The sequence below is a fragment of the Lacisediminihabitans profunda genome (assembly GCF_008040105.1).
Classification (GTDB): domain Bacteria; phylum Actinomycetota; class Actinomycetes; order Actinomycetales; family Microbacteriaceae; genus Lacisediminihabitans; species Lacisediminihabitans profunda.
Window position 1 is genome coordinate 170432 of the sequence record NZ_VRMG01000005.1, and the last position, 16706, is coordinate 187137.

Genomic DNA, 16706 nt, shown 5'->3' on the forward strand with positions numbered 1-16706 from the left:
TGGCGCCTTCGGCGGTTCGGGGGCTCGGCCGGCTATTCGGCGAGAAGCTTCGTGATGCGCTGCAACGACACCGGTTCCGCCGTGGCGATGTGCTGGGCGAAGAGGCTCAGCCGCAACTCCTCGAGCAGCCAGCGGGCGCGCACGAGACGCTCGCCGGCCCCGGTCGTGAGCGGAAGGGTGCCGCCGGCTGCGGTGTAGCGCGCAGTGGCGGACTGCACCTCCGTCATCCACACCCGGTCCCGGCCGAGGTTCTCAGCCAGCTTGCCGATGCGGTGCACGATCGCCGTGAGGTACACGGGCAGCCGCCGCAGCTGCGCGAGGCCGGTCGCCGACACGAATCCGGGATAGACGAGTGCCGAGAGCTGCTCGCGGGCGTCGGCGAGCGGGCTCAGCAACGCGACGCTCGTGGCGGCCTTGATCGCCTTCTCCACCTCGCGGCCCCTGGCGATGATCGTGGACACGAGCGACACCGTCTGGAACAGCGAGTCCATGATCGTCGCGGACACGGCATCCCGCGCCGCCTCGAATTCGGCCCGGGTCCAGACCTCGCGACCGCCGAGCACCGCGTCGATGCAGGCCGCCATGCAGTCGGCGAAGAGCTCCCCGGTGGTGCGGTACGGGCTCTGCGCGAGGGTGAGCTTCTCGGCGTGGGTGAGGTGTTCCTGCACGTACGAGACGGGGGAGGGGATGGCGAGCAGCAGCATCCGGCGCACCCCGGCCCGCATCGCGCTCGCCTGGTCCTGCGGAGTGCTCATCAGCCGGATCGCCACCGTCGCGCCCTCGTCGACGAGGGCCGGGTAGGCGCGGATCGTGTTGGTGCCCTGCCTGGTGTCGAGGATGCGGGGCAGCTCGTCGAAGTCCCAGCCGGTGAGGCCCGTGCGCTCGATCGCGTTGGTCGGGATGGCGACGGAGGCGCGGGCGACGCTCTCGCGCACCGATGTGGCCAGTCGCCTCTGCAGCTCGGCCAGGTCCTTGCCGCTCGCGACCGGGCGCGACCGCTCGTCGAGCACAGCGAAGGTCACCCGCAGGTGGGGCGGAATGCGGGCCTCGTCGAAGTCGGCGGCGGTGACCGGCACATAGGTGAGGCGGGTGATCGCGGCCGCGAGAGTCGCCTTGAGCGACAGCTCGGCCGGTTCGGCCGGAAGCTCGGCCAGGAGCCGGCGGGCCCAGTCGGTGGCGGGCACGACGTTGCGGCGGATCGCCTTCGGCAGCGACTTGATCAGCGCCGTCACGAGGTCCTCGCGCAGCCCGGGCACCTGCCAGTCGAAACCGTGCGGGCTCAACCGGGCGAGCAGCGCGATCGGCACCTGCACGGTCACGCCGTCGTCCTCGGCGCCCGGCTCGAACCGGTAGGTGAGGGTCAGGCGCTGGTCGCCCTGCTGCCAGAGGCTCGGGTAGGCATCCTCCACCGGCTCGACCTCGGTCGTCTCCGGCTCGTCGACGAGGTTCTCCGCCGTCATGGTGAGCAGCTCGGGGGTCTCGGCCCGAGCCTTCCGCCACCAGGTCTCGAAGGAGCGCTGGGAGGTGATGTCCGCCGGGATGCGGCGCTGGTAGAACTCGAAGACGGCCTCGTCGTCGTAGAGGATGTCGCGTCGCCTGGTGCGTTCCTCGAGCTCGGCGAGCTCCCGGCGCAGGGCGCGGTTCGCGCGGTCGAAGGCGCTCATCCGGGCATCGAGCCTGGCCAGGTCCCACTCGCCGTCGACGAGCGCGTGCCTGATGAACAGTTCGCGCGCGTAGCCGGGATCGACCCGGCTGAACTGCACCCGGCGCCGGGCGACGATCGGCACGCCGTAGAGGGTGACCCGCTCGTAGGCGACGGCCGCCCCCTGCTTCTTCTCCCAGTGCGGCTCGCCGTAGCTGCGCTTGACCAGGTCCCCGGCGATCGGCTCTGCCCAGGCCAGATCGATTGCCGCATTCATGCGGGCGAAGAGCCGGCTCGTCTCCACGAGTTCGGCCGACATGATCTCGGCCGGCTGCTTCCTCGCCAGGGCCGAACCGGGGAAGATGCTGAAGCGCACCTGGCGGGCGCCCACGTAGTCCTTCTTGGCGACATCCCGGATGCCGATCTGGCTCAGCAGACCGGCGAGAAGCGAGCGGTGGATGCCGTTCGGGTTGACGCTCGCGCCCGTGATCACGAGGCCGAGGGGCTTGGCCTGGCGTTCGAGCTGCCGGTAGACGTCCTTCCACTCGCGCACGCGAAGGTAGTTGAGGTACTCGCTGCGGCACATCCGGCGGAACTGGTTGCCGCTGAGTTGCTTCTCCTGCTGTTCGAGATAGTTCCAGAGGTTGACGAGGGTGAGGAAGTCGCTCGTCGGGTCGACGAAGCGGGCGTGCGACTGGTCGGCCTGTGGGCGGCGCTCGAGGGGACGCTCGCGCGGATCCTGGATGCTGAGGCCGGCCACGATCGCCATCACCTCGCGGGTGACCCCGTGCTGCTTCGACTCCACCACCATGCGGGCGAGGCGCGGATCGATCGGCAGCTGGGCGAGCTGCTTGCCCACCCGGGTGATGGTGGGCTCGGCCGTGGTGCCGGCGACGGCGCCGAGTTCCCGCAGCAGGTCGAGGCCGTCCTTGATGCCGCGCGAGTCCGGCGGCTGCAGGAACGGGAAGCTCGCGATGTCGCCGAGCCCCAGCGAGATCATCTGCAGGATCACGGCGGCGAGGTTGGTGCGCAGGATCTCGGGCTCGGTATATTCCGGTCGCGACAGGTAGTCGGCCTCGGAATAGAGCCGGATGGCGATGCCGTCGCTCGTGCGACCGCTGCGGCCGGAACGCTGGTTGGCGCTCGCCTGGCTGATCGCCTCGATCGGCAGCCGCTGCACCTTCGACCGCACGCTGTAGCGGGAGATGCGGGCCGTGCCGGCGTCGATCACATACTTGATGCCCGGCACCGTGAGACTGGTCTCGGCCACGTTGGTGGCGAGCACCACCCGGCGCCGGATGCCCGGCGCGCGGGAGGTGTCGAACACGCGGTGCTGGTCGGCGGAACTCAACCGGCCGTAGAGGGGCAGAACCTCGGTGAACGGCAGGTTCCGTGCGCGGATCGACTCCTCCGCATCCCGGATCTCGTTCTCGCCGCTGAGGAAGACGAGCACGTCGCCGGTGCCCTCGCGGGCGAGTTCGTCGAGGGCGGCGTTGATGCCCTCCATCGGGTCGAGGTCGGCCGCGGTCTCGGCGGCATCCTCGTCCTCGTCGATCGGCACCTCGGCCACGAGCGGGCGGTAGCGCACCTCCACTGGGAAGGTGCGGCCGCTCACCTCGATGATCGGGGCGTCGCCGAAGTGCTTCGAGAAGCTCTGCGGGTCGATCGTCGCCGAGGTGATGACCACCTTGAGGTCGGGCCGCCTGGGCAGCAGCTGCCGCAGGTAGCCGAGCAGGAAGTCGATGGTGAGGCTGCGCTCGTGCGCCTCGTCGATGATGATGGCGTCGTACTTGGTGAGCAACCGGTCGCGGTGGATCTCGTTGAGCAGGATGCCGTCGGTCATGAGCTTGATGCGGGTGTCCTTGCCGACCCGGTCGGTGAAGCGCACCTGATAGCCGACGAGGGAGCCGAGCTGGGTGCCGAGCTCGTCGGAGATGCGCTCGGCGATGGTGCGGGCAGCGATGCGCCTTGGCTGGGTGTGCCCGATGCTCTGCTTGCCGAGCTCGAGCAGGATCTTCGGCAGCTGCGTCGTCTTGCCCGAGCCGGTCTCGCCGGCGACGATCACGACCTGGTGGTCACGGATGGCGGCGGCGATGTCCTCGCGCCGCTGGCTGACCGGGAGGTCTTCGGGGTAGGTGATGAGGGGGCCGCGCGCGGCCTCGGGGTTAGGGGTGGTTTCTGGCATCGGCACTCCATCGTACGGCCGCGGGCTTTCCCCTCTCTCCCCGCCCGCCTCCGGGGGAGGCCGCGGGGCCGAGGTGCCCACTTCTGCCGTGACGAAGGGACGGGTTGCGGCAGGAGTGGGCACCTCAACGGGCCTGTTCCCCCGCGATGTGGATAAGGCGCGCGGAACTGAGCGGCATCCGCCAGTCTCGAGGCATGCCCCGTCGCCCCAGCCTCCTTCCGCCGGAGATGGCCGGCGGGGCGTTTTCCGTGGCGGAGGGGGCGTGAGGCCGGGCTGAGCGCCCGACGCCTTCGGGCGGGTGACCTTGACCGTCGCTATTGGGGCGTGAGATCAGCCGGCCCGGCGCGAACCCTTCGCGAGCGCTGCCTGCTGCTTCAGCGGCGGATGCCCGACCACGCGTTCTTCAGCCACACGACCGCGGCCCTGCTCGTGGGCCTCCCCGTGCCACTTGCCTGGGAGATGGATCCCGTTCTGCACGTGGGCGTCAGGGATCCGCTCCGTGCGCCTCACGCTCGCGGGCTCGCCGGCCATCGGCTTCGCATCGAACACGGCGAGATTTCTCGGCGAGGCGGAATCCGTCTCACGGCGGTAGTTCGAACCTGGTGCGATCTCGCCGACCTGCTCACGCTGCCCGATCTCGTGGCCGCCGGGGACCACATCATCCACTGGCGACAGCCGCTTGCCACCAGGGAGCAGCTCGAACTCGCCGTCGCGTCGCGCATCGGGCGCCGCGGGCTGAAGGTGCTCCGGCGAGCTCTTCAGATGCTCAGCGATCGCGCGGAGTCGCCGCCGGAATCACACCTCCGGGTGCTCCTGCTGCTTGCGGGGTTTCCCGAGCCTCGGGTCAATCACACTGTCACCGATCAATTCGGGGAGTTCGTGGGTCGCACGGATCTCATCCTTGACGCCGAGAAGATCATCCTGGAATACCAGGGCGACTATCACCGGCCCGGGAAGCGACAGTGGCGCGCCGACATGACGCGCCGGTCGCGTCCTGAGGCGCTGGGCTGGCGAGTGATGGAGCTGAACGCCGACGATCTGAAGGACCCGATCGAGCTTGTGGCGCGCATCCGTGCCGTTGCCGCGCTGCCTCGCTCATCCTGAGAACTGGCGTGATGGCGGCGCGCGAGGCTGTGTGCGCGCGGCGCAGCGGGCGCGGCCGCGGGTGCTGGCCGTGAGGTGCCCAGTCTTGCCGGTATGCCGCCCGTGACGCGACAATTCCGGGCACCTCAGGGGCGGGCGCGGGACACCGGAGGGCGGGCGCGGGCGCGAGGGATCGTGCCGAGCGCGCGCGGCTTCCGTGGTCGGGGCAGCGACCCCGACGACCCCTGGCGGGGAAGGCAGGGCTCAGCCGCGCGCCATCGAATCCACGATCACCTGGATCGCCTGGGTGTCCTCGATGGTCGGCGGGATCACGTAGTCCTCGCCATCCACGATCTGCCGCATCGTCTTGCGCAGGATCTTGCCGGACCGCGTCTTCGGCAGCGCGCTCACCACCACCACGTCGCGGAAGGCGGCGACAGCACCGATCTGGTCGCGCACCATGGCGACGAGCTCCGCCGCGAGCTCGCTCTCCACCGGGGTCGATCCGCTCTTGAGCACAACGTAGCCGACGGGTTTCTGCCCCTTCAGCTGGTCGGCGACGCCGATGACCGCGCACTCGGCGACGGCCGGATGCTGGGCCAGAACCTGCTCCATCGAGCCGGTCGAGAGGCGGTGCCCCGCGACGTTGATGATGTCGTCGGTGCGCCCCATCACATACAGGTAGCCCTCACGGTCGAAGTAGCCGCTGTCGCCGGTGAGGTAGAAGCCCGGGAAGGCGGAGAGGTAGGAGTGGACATAGCGGTCGTCGCCCCTCCACAGGGTGCTCAGGGTGCCGGGCGGCAGGGGGAGCCTGATCACGATGTTGCCCTCGGTGAGCGGATGCTGTTGGTGGCCGTGCTCGTCCACGATCTCCACCTGAAACCCCGGAACAGGAAAGGACGGGGAGCCCGCCCGCAGCGGCAGTTCCTCGATGCCGCGCGGACTCGCACAGATCGCCCAGCCGGTCTCGGTCTGCCACCAGTGGTCGACGACGGGTTTGTCGAGCAGTGCGGTCGCCCACGTCCAGGTCTCCGGGTCGAGGCGCTCACCGGCGAGGAAGAGCGCGTCGAGCGAGCCGAGGTCGTACTGGTCGGCGAGGGCGGCGTGCGGGTCGACCTTGCGGATGGCGCGCAGCGCGGTGGGGGCCGTGAAGAGCACCTTGACCCGGTAGTCGCTCACGACGCGCCAGAAGGCTCCGGCATCCGGCGTGCCCACCGGCTTGCCCTCGTACAGCACCGTCGTCGCGCCCGCGATGAGCGGCCCGTAGACGATGTAGGAGTGGCCGACGACCCAGCCGACGTCGCTGGCGGTCCACATGACGTCTCCCGGGTGCACGTCGTAGATGTTGCGCATCGACCACGCCATGGCCACGGCGTGCCCGCCGTTGTCTCGAACGACGCCCTTGGGCGCGCCCGTCGTGCCGGAGGTGTAGAGGATGTAGAGCGGGTCGGTGGCCCTGACGGGCACGGGATCGTGGGGCGTCGCGGCGCCGGCCGCCTCGTCCCAGTCCCACCAGTCCACGCCGGCCGCGCCCTCGAGCTCCCGGGCGGAGCCGGGAACTTCCGGCCGGTCCTTGACGATCACCGTGCGCACCGTGCCACGGCTCAGCTCGAGCGCGGTGACGATCGTCGGCAGGTATTCGACCACCCGGCTCGGCTCGATGCCGCCCGAGGCGGTCACGATCACGGACGGCTCGGCGTCGTCGAGTCGGGCGGCGAGCTCCTTCGCCGCGAAACCGCCGAAGACGACGGAGTGCACGGCGCCCAGGCGCGCGCAGGCGAGCATCGCCACGACGGCCTGCGGCATCATCGGCATGTAGATCACCACGCGGTCGCCGACCGACACTCCGGCGTCGGCAAGCACCCCGGCGAACTGGGCGACCTTCTCGAGCAGCGCCGAGTAGGTGTAGCTCTTCTTCGCGCCGACCACGGGGGAGTCGTAGATGAGCGCCGTGGTGTCGCCGCGGCCGGCGATCACATGCCGGTCGAGCGCGTTGTAGCAGGTGTTGAGCATCCCGTCGGCGAACCAGCGGTAGAGGGGGGCGTTCGACGCGTCGACGGCCGCGGTCGGTGCCACGTCCCAGTCGATCGCCTCGGCAGCCTCGAGCCAGAATCCCTCAGGATCGCGGATGCTGCGCTCTGTCGTGGAGCGATAGTCCATGAAAACCTCCCCGTTGAAGTCCGTGTGTATACACAAGATGCTCTAGTATGGCATATTGACCCTGAATCGGGTCACTATTGTCTAATTTGTATACACAGCCTAGACTGCACGAGAAGTCCGCCGACGAGGGAGATGGGACCATGGCCGTTGCACTGCGCGCGAGCGATCGGGCCTATCTCGTCCTTCGCGAGGAGATCATCGACTGGGAGCTTCCCCCGGGGAGCGTGCTCGGCGAGGTCGACCAGGCGGCCAGGCTCGGTGTCTCCCGCACGCCGTTGCGCGAGGCCCTCGCCCGGCTCACCGCCGACGGCCTCGTGCGCGCCCAGGCCGGCCGCGGACTCGTCGTGAGCGACATCTCCGTGGAGAACATCCGCGAGCTGTTCGAGGTGCGTCAGTCCCTGGAGGCGCAGGCCGCCCGGCTCGCGGCGATCCGGCACGAGGGCGACGTGTTCCACCAGCTCGACCTGGAGTTCCGGGCCGTGCCGCAACTGCTCGAACGAGACGATCCGGCCAGGCACGCCTACTACGGCCTCGTCGAGCGATTCGATCGGGCGGTGGACGATGCGGCGAGAAACCCGTACCTGGTCGCCGCGCTCAACGGCCTGCGCACCCACCTCGTGCGCGTGCGCCGCCTCGCGAAGGACAACCCGGTGCGCCTCTCCGCCGCCGCGGGGGAACACCTGCTCATCGTGCAGGCGATCGCCGCCCGCGACGCGGACCTCGCCGCCCACGCGACCCACGTGCACCTGCACAACGCGCTGCAGAGCGCCCTTGAATCCACTCGACACGCCCCGACCACGTAAGGAAGCACCGTGAAACTGCACACCGTCCGCACGCACCCCAGCTGCGAGAACCTGCCGCGCGAGGACCAGCTCGCCTGGAAGATCGCCGAGGTCGCCACCGACCCGGTGGCCGTGACGGATGAGGTGGCCGAGATGATCGTCAACCGCGTGATCGACAACGCGGCGGTCGCCACCGCGTCGCTCACCCGGGCTCCCGTCGTGGCCGCGCGGGCCCAGGCGCACGATCATCCGTACACGCCCGGCTCCACGGTGTTCGGCTTCGGCGGCCGGTACAGCCCGGAGTGGGCCGCCTGGGCGAACGGGGTCGCCGTGCGCGAGCTCGACTACCACGACACCTTTCTCGCCGCCGAGTACTCGCACCCGGGGGACAACATCCCGCCGATCCTCGCCGTGGCGCAGCACGCCGGAAAGTCGGGCGGCGACCTCATCCGCGGCATCGCCACCGGTTACGAGATCCAGGTCGACCTCGTGAAGGCGATCAGCCTGCACGCGCATAAGATCGACCACGTCGCACACCTCGGCCCGTCGGCGGCCGCCGGCATCGGCACCCTGCTCGGGCTCGACACCGCCACGATCTTCCAGGCCATCGGGCAGGCCCTGCACACCACCACGGCGACCCGGCAGTCCCGCAAGGGCGAGATCTCCACCTGGAAGGCCTACGCCCCGGCCTTCGCCGGAAAGATGGCGGTGGAGGCGGTGGACCGGGCGATGCGCGGCCAGACCAGCCCCACCCCGATCTACGAGGGCGAGGATGGCGTGATCGCCTGGCTGCTCGACGGGCCGGATGCCCGCTACGAGGTGCCGCTGCCCGAGGCCGGCGAGGCCAAGCGCGGCATCCTCGACACCTACACGAAGGAGCACTCGGCCGAGTATCAGGCCCAGGCCTGGATCGACCTGGCCAGGAAGCTGCATCGCGAGTATCCCGCCCTCGGGGACGCCGGCACCATCGAGCGGGTCATCATCCGAACCTCCCATCACACGCACTTCGTGATCGGGTCGGGCGCGAACGACCCGCAGAAGTACGACCCCAAGGCGAGTCGCGAGACCCTCGACCACTCGATCCCCTACATCTTCACCGTCGCCCTGCAGGACGGCGAGTGGAACCACGAGCGCTCCTACTCGCCGGAACGGGCCGCCCGCCCGGACACCGTCGCGCTCTGGAACCGCGTGGTCACCGAGGAGGACCCGGAGTGGACTCGTCGCTACCACTCGACCGACCCGGCGGAGAAGGCGTTCGGCGGGAGCGTCGCGATCACCCTCACCGACGGCTCGACGATCGTCGACGAGATCGCGGTGGCCGACGCGCATCCCCTCGGCGCGAGGCCGTTCGCCCGCGAGCAGTACGTGGCCAAGTTCCGCACGCTCGCGGACGGCGTGCTCGAGCCCACGGAGATCGAGCGTTTCCTCGACCTCGCCCAGCGGCTGCCGTCCCTCGGCGCCGACGATCTGTCCGGCCTCACCGTCACCGCCCGGCCGGGACTCCTGGCCGGCTTCCCCGGCCCGAAAGGACTCTTCTGATGCTGTACGCCACCACCACCGCCGCCGAGAAGCGCGCCAACCTCCGGGCCGCGCTCGCCACCGGTGAGCTGCTGCGCCTGCCGGGCGCCTTCAACCCGCTCAGCGCCCGGCTCATCCAGGACAAGGGCTTCGACGGCGTCTACATCTCCGGCGCCGTGATCTCCGCCGACCTCGGACTGCCGGACATCGGCCTGACGACCCTCACCGAGGTCGCGGCCCGCGCCCAGCAGATCAGCCGGATGACGGACCTGCCATCGCTCGTCGATGCGGACACCGGATTCGGCGAGCCCATGAACGTGGCCCGTACCGTGCAGACCCTCGAGGATGCCGGGGTCGCCGGCCTGCACATCGAGGACCAGGTCAACCCCAAGCGCTGCGGCCACCTCGACGGCAAGGCGGTCGTCGACTCGGACACGGCGATCAAGCGCATCCGCGCGGCCGTCTCGGCCCGCCGCGACCCGAACCTGCTCATCATGGCGCGCACCGACATCCGGGCCCTGGACGGCATCGGGGCGGCGATCGATCGGGCCAAGCAGCTCGTGGACGCCGGCGCCGACGCGATCTTCCCCGAGGCGATGGCCGACCTCACCGAATTCGAGGCCGTGCGCCGGGCCATCGACGTGCCGGTTCTCGCCAACATGACCGAGTTCGGCAAGAGTGAGCTGTTCACCACCCGGCAGCTCGCCGATGTCGGGATCAACATCGTCATCTACCCGGTGAGCCTTCTTCGGCTGGCGATGGGGGCGGCGGAGCGCGGCCTCGATACCATCAATGCGGAGGGCTCGCTCGCTTCGCGCGTTCCCGACATGCAAACCCGGGCGAGACTGTATGAGTTGCTCGACTACGAGTCGTACAACGCGTTCGATAGTTCGGTATTCAACTTCACCGTCTGACGACGACCGGACCACGGAAAATCACAAGGAGCACCATGACCGATCCAGCCATCCACAAGGGCCTCGCCGGCGTCGTCGTCGACTTCACGGCGGTCTCGAAAGTGAATCCCGACACCAATTCCCTGCTCTACCGCGGCTACCCGGTGCAGGAACTCGCCACGAAGTGCTCCTTCGAGGAGGTTGCATACCTGCTGTGGCACGGCGAGCTCCCCGACGAGCGCCAGCTCGCCGAATTCGAGACCCTCGAGCGTTCGCTGCGGGCCCTGGACGACAACGTCAAGCGCGTCATCGATGATCTTCCGCTGACCGCCCACCCGATGGATGTCGTGCGCACCGCGGTGAGCGTCATCGGTGCCAACGATCCGGATGCCTCGGACTCGAGCCCCGAATCCAACCTGGCCAAGTCGATGTCGCTGCTGGCCAAGCTTCCCGCCATCGTGGCCTATGACCAGCGCCGCCGTCGCGATCAGCACCTGGTCGAACCGCGCGACGACCTGGGCTACAGCGCCAACTTCCTGCACATGACGTTCGGCGACGTGCCGGACCTCGTCGTGGTCAACGCCTTCGACGTGTCGATGATCCTCTACGCCGAGCACTCCTTCAACGCGTCGACGTTCACCGCGCGGGTCATCACCTCCACCCTCGCGGACCTGTACAGCGCCGTGGTCGGCGCGATCGGCGCCCTCAAGGGCGCGCTGCACGGCGGGGCCAACGAGGCGGTGATGCACACCTTCGACGAGATCGGCAGTGCGGACAAGGCGGCGGCCTGGCTCGATGCCGCGCTCGCCGAGAAGCGCAAGATCATGGGTTTCGGCCACCGGGTCTACAAGAACGGCGACTCCCGGGTGCCCACCATGAAGGCGGCGCTCGACACCCTCATCGCCGAGTACGACGCGCAGGATCTCGGCGACCTCTACGACGCCCTCGAGACCGCGATGGCGGAGCGCAAGAACATCAAGCCGAACCTGGACTATCCGTCGGGTCCCGCCTACCGCCTGATCGGCTTCGACACCGAGATGTTCACGCCGCTGTTCGTCGCCAGCCGCATCACCGGCTGGACCGCGCACATCATGGAACAACTCGGCTCGAACGCGCTCATCCGACCCCTGAGCCTGTACAACGGACCGGACGAGCGACACCTCGACTGACCTAAACGGGCTGGGGGGCTCCGGCGACCGGGGCGAACTCGTCGAGTGCGAGGATGTCGAGACCGGTCTGGACGAGCTGCGCGAGCAGCGCGTCTGACGCGGGTTCGCGCATCACGAACTCGGAGAGGAACAGCGGACCCACGATCTGCAGGTACTGGTCCAGGGTGACCGGGCCCACGGTGTCGGTGAAGGCATCGAGGGGCCAGGCTCCGAGCGCGGCGAGCGGCTCCGACGCTGCGCCGTCCTGGGCGGCCTGATGGATCAGGGTCGCCAGGGCGACATTGGTCACCGGGTCGTGCAGGCGTTCACGGATCGTGGCCAGGTAGATCTCGAGGCGCTCGCGCGGCGAGAGTCCTTCCGGGCTGAGACCATCGCTGTTCTCGTGGAGGGTCACGGCGTCGCTGATCACGCGTTCGATCGTGCCCCAGTGGGTGTACAGCGTGCGCCGTGAGACTTGTGCTCTCGTGGCGAGGCTGGTCAGCGTCAACGGCTCTCCAGAGCGCTCGCCGAGCATCTGGCGGGCGGTGTTGAGCACGTGGAGCCGGGTTCTCTGCACTCTAGGATCAGACATCTGCTCATGATAGGCCCGGTGCCCGGACATACCTAGGACTTTCGACCCCCCGTGTTCCGAGTCATACGCCCCAGTTAATTTCCACCCGTTTGCCCCGCGGCGTGGCGATGAGGAGGTCCGTATCAGCGAACGCCGCCTCCAGATTCGCGCGGGTCTCGGAGAAGTGAGCCCAGTCCTCGGTGTGCACGCCGACCACCCGTTTCGCGCCCAGCATCGTGGCCGCGGCCACGGCATCCACCGAGGTCAGGGTGAGCGGAGCATCCACGGCCGGCACGCGCGCGGCACCCGCGTTGAGCACGGCGATGTCGATGGGCGCGAAGCGGTCCGCGATCTGCCCGACGAGGGGAAGGCTCGCGTTGTCGCCGCTCACGTAGACGGTCGGCTCGCCCGGCGCCTGCAGCACGAAACCGATGACCGGCCCCGACCGGCGTTCCGAGCCGGGCGGACCGTGCAGGGCCGGTACGGCCGTGATCGTGACCGCCCCGATGTCGAAGGTCTCCCAGCCGTCGAGGCCGATCACGCTCCCACCGAAGAGGTCGTTCGCCGCCATCACCGTGCTGAGCGTCGGAACGCCCTGCGCGATCAGTTCGAGACCCTCGTAGTCGAGGTTGTCCTTGTGGCCGTGGTGTGAGAGCAGCACGAGATCGACGCGGCCGAGATCGCTCCGCGCGATGCCGGGGCCGTGTGTCTTCACCAGGGTGGTGGACCCCGGTTCGGCATAGGTCTGGGGCGCATCGAACGTGGGATCCGTCACGATGCGGAGGTTCGCGTAGTCGAGAAGGACCGTTGGTCCACCGATGTAGGTGATGGCTGTCGTAGACACCCTCTGAGCCTACGCTGGAGAGATGCCGAACCACCTGACGGATGCCGTGAGCCCCTACCTGCGGTCCCACGCCGACAACCCGGTCGACTGGTTTCCGTGGGGCGATGCCGCCTTCGCGGAGGCCGAGCGCCGGGATGTCCCGCTGCTCATCTCCATCGGCTACTCCACCTGCCACTGGTGCCACGTGATGGCGAGGGAGAGTTTCAGCGACCCGGACATCGCCGCAGTCATCAACGACGGGTTCGTGGCAGTGAAGGTGGACCGGGAGGAGCATCCCGATGTCGATGCGAGCTATCTCGCCGCCGCGGGCGCCTTCACCGAGAACCTCGGTTGGCCGCTCACCGTGTTCGTCACCCCGCAGGGTCGCACCTTCTACGCCGGAACCTACTGGCCACCGGCGCCGATGGGCGCGCATCCGGCCTTTCGGCAGGTTCTCGAGTCGGTGCTCGAGGCGTGGCGGGACCGGCGCGCGGAGGTGGAGGAGAGCGCGGCCGTCGTCGCGGAGGCGATCGCCCACCAGGGCGTGCCGGCGGCCGGTGCCCTGCCCGGTGGCGCGGAACTCGCGCTGGCCGTGCGGCACGTGCTCGAGGGCGAGGACACCGAGTTCGGCGGGTTCGGTCGGGCGCCCAAGTTCCCGGTCGCTCCCGTGCTGCTCTTCCTGCTCGAACGCGGCGCCGCCGGGGATGCCGAGGCCGGCGCGCTCGCGGCCCGCACCCTTCGCAGGATGGCCGGCTCCGGGTTGCGCGACCCCATCGAGGGCGGCTTCTTCCGCTACGCGACGGCGCGCGACTGGACGGAACCGCACTACGAACGGATGCTCTACGACAACGCCCTGCTGCTCCAGGCCTACGCGCGACTCGAGCAGCTCGAGCCGGGCGGCGGTCGGGCGACCGCCGAGGGAGTCGTCTCCTTCCTCGATGCCGTGCTCTCCCAGCCTGGCGGCGGCTTCGCCTCGGCCCAGGACAGCGAGAGCACGGTCGACGGCGTGCGGGTGGAGGGTGGATACTACGCCCTCGATGCCGCGGGGCGAGCGGCGCAGCGGCCCCCGGCGGTGGACGCGAAGGTGCTCACCGGCTGGAACGGTCTCGCGATCGAGGCCCTCGCCACCGCCGGCTTTGCGCTCTCCCGCCCCGACTGGGTGGCGGCCGCGCGCGCGACGGCCGACGCGATCCTGGCCCGGCATCTCGCGGCGGACGGCACCCTGCTCCGCGCGTCGATCGGGGATCGCGTGTCGAGCGCCGGGGCCACCCTCGAGGACTACGGCATGCTCGCCGCGGGCCTTGTCACGCTCGCCGCGGCGAGCGGGGAGGCGCGTTACGCGATCGCCGCGCGCGACCTCGTGGATGCCTCCCTGGCGGCGTCCGCCGCGACCCCGTCCGCCGCGACCCCCTTCGGAGTGCCGGGCGGTGCCGATCCGGTGCTCGCGGCCCGCGGCCTGGCCCTCGAGGTCGACCCGTCGGAGGGCGCGTATCCGTCGGGGTTGAGCGCGATGGCCTCCGCCTCGCTGCGGCTGTACCTGCTCACCGGCCATGCGCGGTATCGGGAGGCGAGCGAACACGCCATGGAGTTGCTCGCGCCCCTCGCCGTGCCGCGGCCGGTGTCGTTCGGCGGTGCGCTCGCCGTGATGTCCGCGCTCGCGGCACCCGTCGCGCAGCTCGTGGTCGTGACGGACGACGCCGAGTCGGCCGTGGCATCCGTCGCCCGCGGCTGGTTTCGGAGCGGGGCGGTCAGCACGGTGGTCACTCGCGCGCAGGCCGCGGCGTTCGCCGAAGCCGGATTCGAGCTCTTCGCGGGCCGGGACCGCGAGGCGGCCTACCTCTGCGAGTCGTTCGTCTGCCGGTTGCCGCTCACCGATGCGGCCGAGCTCGAGCGTGCCCTGCGGCTCTGAGCGCGGGTGCCGTCCTGCACGGAGCCGGTCGGGGAGAGGACGGAGTGGGGCGAGGCCTCAGCGCACAGTCTTGCGGGAGGTGATCACTCCCGTGTCGAATCCGAGCAGGTGCAGGCCGCCGTGGAACCGAGCGTGCTCGATCTTGATGCACCGGTCCATCACCACCGTGAGTCCCTTGCTTTCGCCGTAGATCGCGGCGTCCTGGTTCCAGATGCCGAGCTGCACCCAGATCACCGGGGACCCGATTGCGACGACATCGTCGATCACGGAGGGAATGTCGCTGGCCTTGCGGAACACATCCACGATGTCCGGTACCTCGGGCAGCGACGCGAGATCCGGGTAGGCCTTCTGCCCGAGGATGGTGTCGGCGTTCGGATTGACGAAGTAGACCCGGTAGTCGCTCGACTGCAGCAGGTAGGTGCCGACGAAGTAGCTCGACCGGGCGGCATTCGGGGACGCCCCGACGATCGCGATCGACTTCGCCTTGCGCAGGATCGCGAGTCGTTCCTTGGCGCTCGGCCCCACCCAGGTGCGCTGGGACTTGAGCAGCTTGGCCAGAGGCGAATCCGCCGGCAGCGCGCAACTGAGACCGTTAGGAAGGACCGTCACATCGGTCGCCGTTGCAATGCTCATCAGTTGCCCTTCGTTGCGGCCGTCAAAGCCTGGTCGAGGTCGTAAACAATGTCGTCCGGGTCTTCTATTCCTACACTGATGCGCACCAGCCCCGGAAGCACGCCGGCATCGGCGAGCTGCTGCTCGTTCAACTGCGCGTGCGTGGTCGACGCGGGATGAATCACGAGCGTCTTCGCGTCGCCGATGTTCGCCAGATGGCTGGCCAGGTTCACCGACTCGATGAACGTCTGCCCCACCTCCCGGCCGCCGCGCACGCCGAAGCTGAACACGGCGCCCGGCCCCTTGGGCAGGTACTTCTTCGCTCGGTCGAAGTGGGGGTGGCCCGGCAGCCCGGCCCAGTTGACGAACTCGATGCGCGGGTCGGCCTTCAGCCACTCGGCCACGATGCGCGCGTTGTCCACGTGCGCCTGCAGGCGGAACGGGAGGGTCTCCACGCCCTGGGCGAGCAGCCAGGCCGAGTGCGGGGAGAGGGCAGGGCCGATGTCGCGCAGCTGCTCGGCGCGGAGCCGGGTGAGGAAGGCGTACTCGCCGAAGTTGCCGTGCCAGTTGAGGCCGCCGTACGACGGCACCGGCTGGTCGAAGAGCGGGAAGTGCTCGTTGGCCCAGTGGAACCGGCCCGACTCCACCACGACGCCGCCGAGCGTCGTGCCGTGCCCGCCGAGGAACTTCGTGGCGGAGTGCACCACGACATCCGCTCCCCACTCGATCGGCCGGGTGAGGTACGGGGTGGCGATCGTCGAATCGATGATGAGCGGGATGTGGTGGGCATGGGCGACATCGGCGAGCCCCTCGAGGTCGGCGATCTCGCCCGACGGGTTCGCCACGATCTCCGCGAAGATGAGCTTGGTCTTGTCGGTGATCGCCGCCGCGTAGTCCTCCGGGTTGGAACCCTGCACGAACGTCGTGTCCACGCCGAACCGACGCAGGGTCACGTCGAGCTGCGTGATCGATCCTCCGTAGAGGCTCGCGGAGGCGACGATGTGGTCGCCGGCGCCGGCGAGCGAGGCGAACGTGATGAACTGCGCGCTCAGGCCGCTCGCGGTCGCGACGGCGCCGAGCCCGCCCTCGAGCGAGGCGATGCGCTCCTCGAAGGAGGCGACGGTGGGGTTGCCGAGGCGGCTGTAGATGTTGCCGTACTTCTGCAGGGCGAAGCGGGCAGCGGCATCCGCGGTGTCGTCGAAGACGAAGGCGGTGGTCTGGTAGATCGGCAGGGCGCGCGCCCCGGTGACGGCATCGGGAATGTTCCCGGCGTGGATCGCGCGGGTGCGGAAGCCCCACTCTCGGTCTGTGTTGTCGCGTTCGGCCATGCGAGAACGCTACCGGAGCGTGGCCGCACGGGTCGCCCGGTCCCGCCACGAG

General features: G+C 69.5%; 12 protein-coding genes. 6 read left to right on the top strand and 6 right to left on the bottom strand.

The genetic code is table 11. The features are described 5' to 3' along the window. Nucleotides 1-32: 32 nt before the first annotated feature. Nucleotides 33-3827, bottom strand: coding sequence for an ATP-dependent RNA helicase HrpA (hrpA, locus tag FVP33_RS05375; protein ID WP_147782613.1), 3795 nt, complete (start codon nucleotides 3825-3827; stop codon nucleotides 33-35). A gap of 324 nt (nucleotides 3828-4151) precedes the next feature. On the opposite strand from hrpA, the gene FVP33_RS05380 reads away from it, so the two are divergent. Next, on the top strand, nucleotides 4152-4931 hold the full coding sequence (locus FVP33_RS05380) for a hypothetical protein (RefSeq protein ID WP_147782614.1): 780 nt from the start codon (nucleotides 4152-4154) through the stop codon (nucleotides 4929-4931). A 243-nt stretch (nucleotides 4932-5174) separates the two neighbouring features. On the opposite strand, the gene FVP33_RS05385 is transcribed toward FVP33_RS05380, so the two are convergent. After that, nucleotides 5175-7070 carry an AMP-binding protein gene (locus FVP33_RS05385; protein ID WP_147782615.1) on the bottom strand — a complete coding sequence of 632 codons (1896 nt, stop codon included), beginning with the start codon at nucleotides 7068-7070 and terminating at the stop codon, nucleotides 5175-5177. Between the two features lie 140 nt (nucleotides 7071-7210). On the opposite strand from FVP33_RS05385, the gene FVP33_RS05390 reads away from it, so the two are divergent. From FVP33_RS05390 to FVP33_RS05405, 4 genes are read left to right on the top strand one after another with little or no spacing between them, the layout of a single operon-like run. Continuing rightward, nucleotides 7211-7873 carry a GntR family transcriptional regulator gene (locus FVP33_RS05390; RefSeq protein ID WP_147782616.1) on the top strand — a complete coding sequence of 221 codons (663 nt, stop codon included), beginning with the start codon at nucleotides 7211-7213 and terminating at the stop codon, nucleotides 7871-7873. Nucleotides 7874-7882: 9 nt separating this feature from the next. Further along, complete coding sequence (locus tag FVP33_RS05395) at nucleotides 7883-9391, top strand: MmgE/PrpD family protein (protein ID WP_147782617.1); 1509 nt, start codon at nucleotides 7883-7885, stop codon at nucleotides 9389-9391. Next, on the top strand, nucleotides 9391-10284 hold the full coding sequence (gene prpB, locus FVP33_RS05400) for a methylisocitrate lyase (protein ID WP_147782618.1): 894 nt from the start codon (nucleotides 9391-9393) through the stop codon (nucleotides 10282-10284). Before FVP33_RS05395 ends, prpB begins: the two co-directional genes overlap by 1 nt. Nucleotides 10285-10319: 35 nt before the next feature. Then, entirely contained in the window at nucleotides 10320-11432 is a 1113-nt protein-coding gene (locus tag FVP33_RS05405) for a bifunctional 2-methylcitrate synthase/citrate synthase (RefSeq protein ID WP_147782619.1), read from the top strand. Between the two features lies 1 nt (nucleotide 11433). Here the strand turns inward: FVP33_RS05405 and FVP33_RS05410 are convergent, their stop codons facing one another. Beyond that, on the bottom strand, nucleotides 11434-12003 hold the full coding sequence (locus FVP33_RS05410) for a TetR/AcrR family transcriptional regulator (RefSeq protein ID WP_187270585.1): 570 nt from the start codon (nucleotides 12001-12003) through the stop codon (nucleotides 11434-11436). A gap of 61 nt (nucleotides 12004-12064) precedes the next feature. After that, entirely contained in the window at nucleotides 12065-12826 is a 762-nt protein-coding gene (locus FVP33_RS05415) for an MBL fold metallo-hydrolase (RefSeq protein WP_147782621.1), read from the bottom strand. Between the two features lie 22 nt (nucleotides 12827-12848). On the opposite strand from FVP33_RS05415, the gene FVP33_RS05420 reads away from it, so the two are divergent. Continuing rightward, on the top strand, nucleotides 12849-14714 hold the full coding sequence (locus tag FVP33_RS05420; protein ID WP_147782622.1) for a thioredoxin domain-containing protein: 1866 nt from the start codon (nucleotides 12849-12851) through the stop codon (nucleotides 14712-14714). 57 nt (nucleotides 14715-14771) lie between these two features. On the opposite strand, the gene FVP33_RS05425 is transcribed toward FVP33_RS05420, so the two are convergent. Beyond that, nucleotides 14772-15347: a CoA-binding protein gene (locus FVP33_RS05425; protein ID WP_147782623.1), complete on the bottom strand. Its 576-nt coding sequence runs from the start codon at nucleotides 15345-15347 to the stop codon at nucleotides 14772-14774. Further along, on the bottom strand, nucleotides 15347-16654 hold the full coding sequence (locus FVP33_RS05430) for an O-acetylhomoserine aminocarboxypropyltransferase/cysteine synthase family protein (protein ID WP_147782624.1): 1308 nt from the start codon (nucleotides 16652-16654) through the stop codon (nucleotides 15347-15349). Before FVP33_RS05430 ends, FVP33_RS05425 begins: the two co-directional genes overlap by 1 nt. Nucleotides 16655-16706 lie beyond the last annotated feature (52 nt).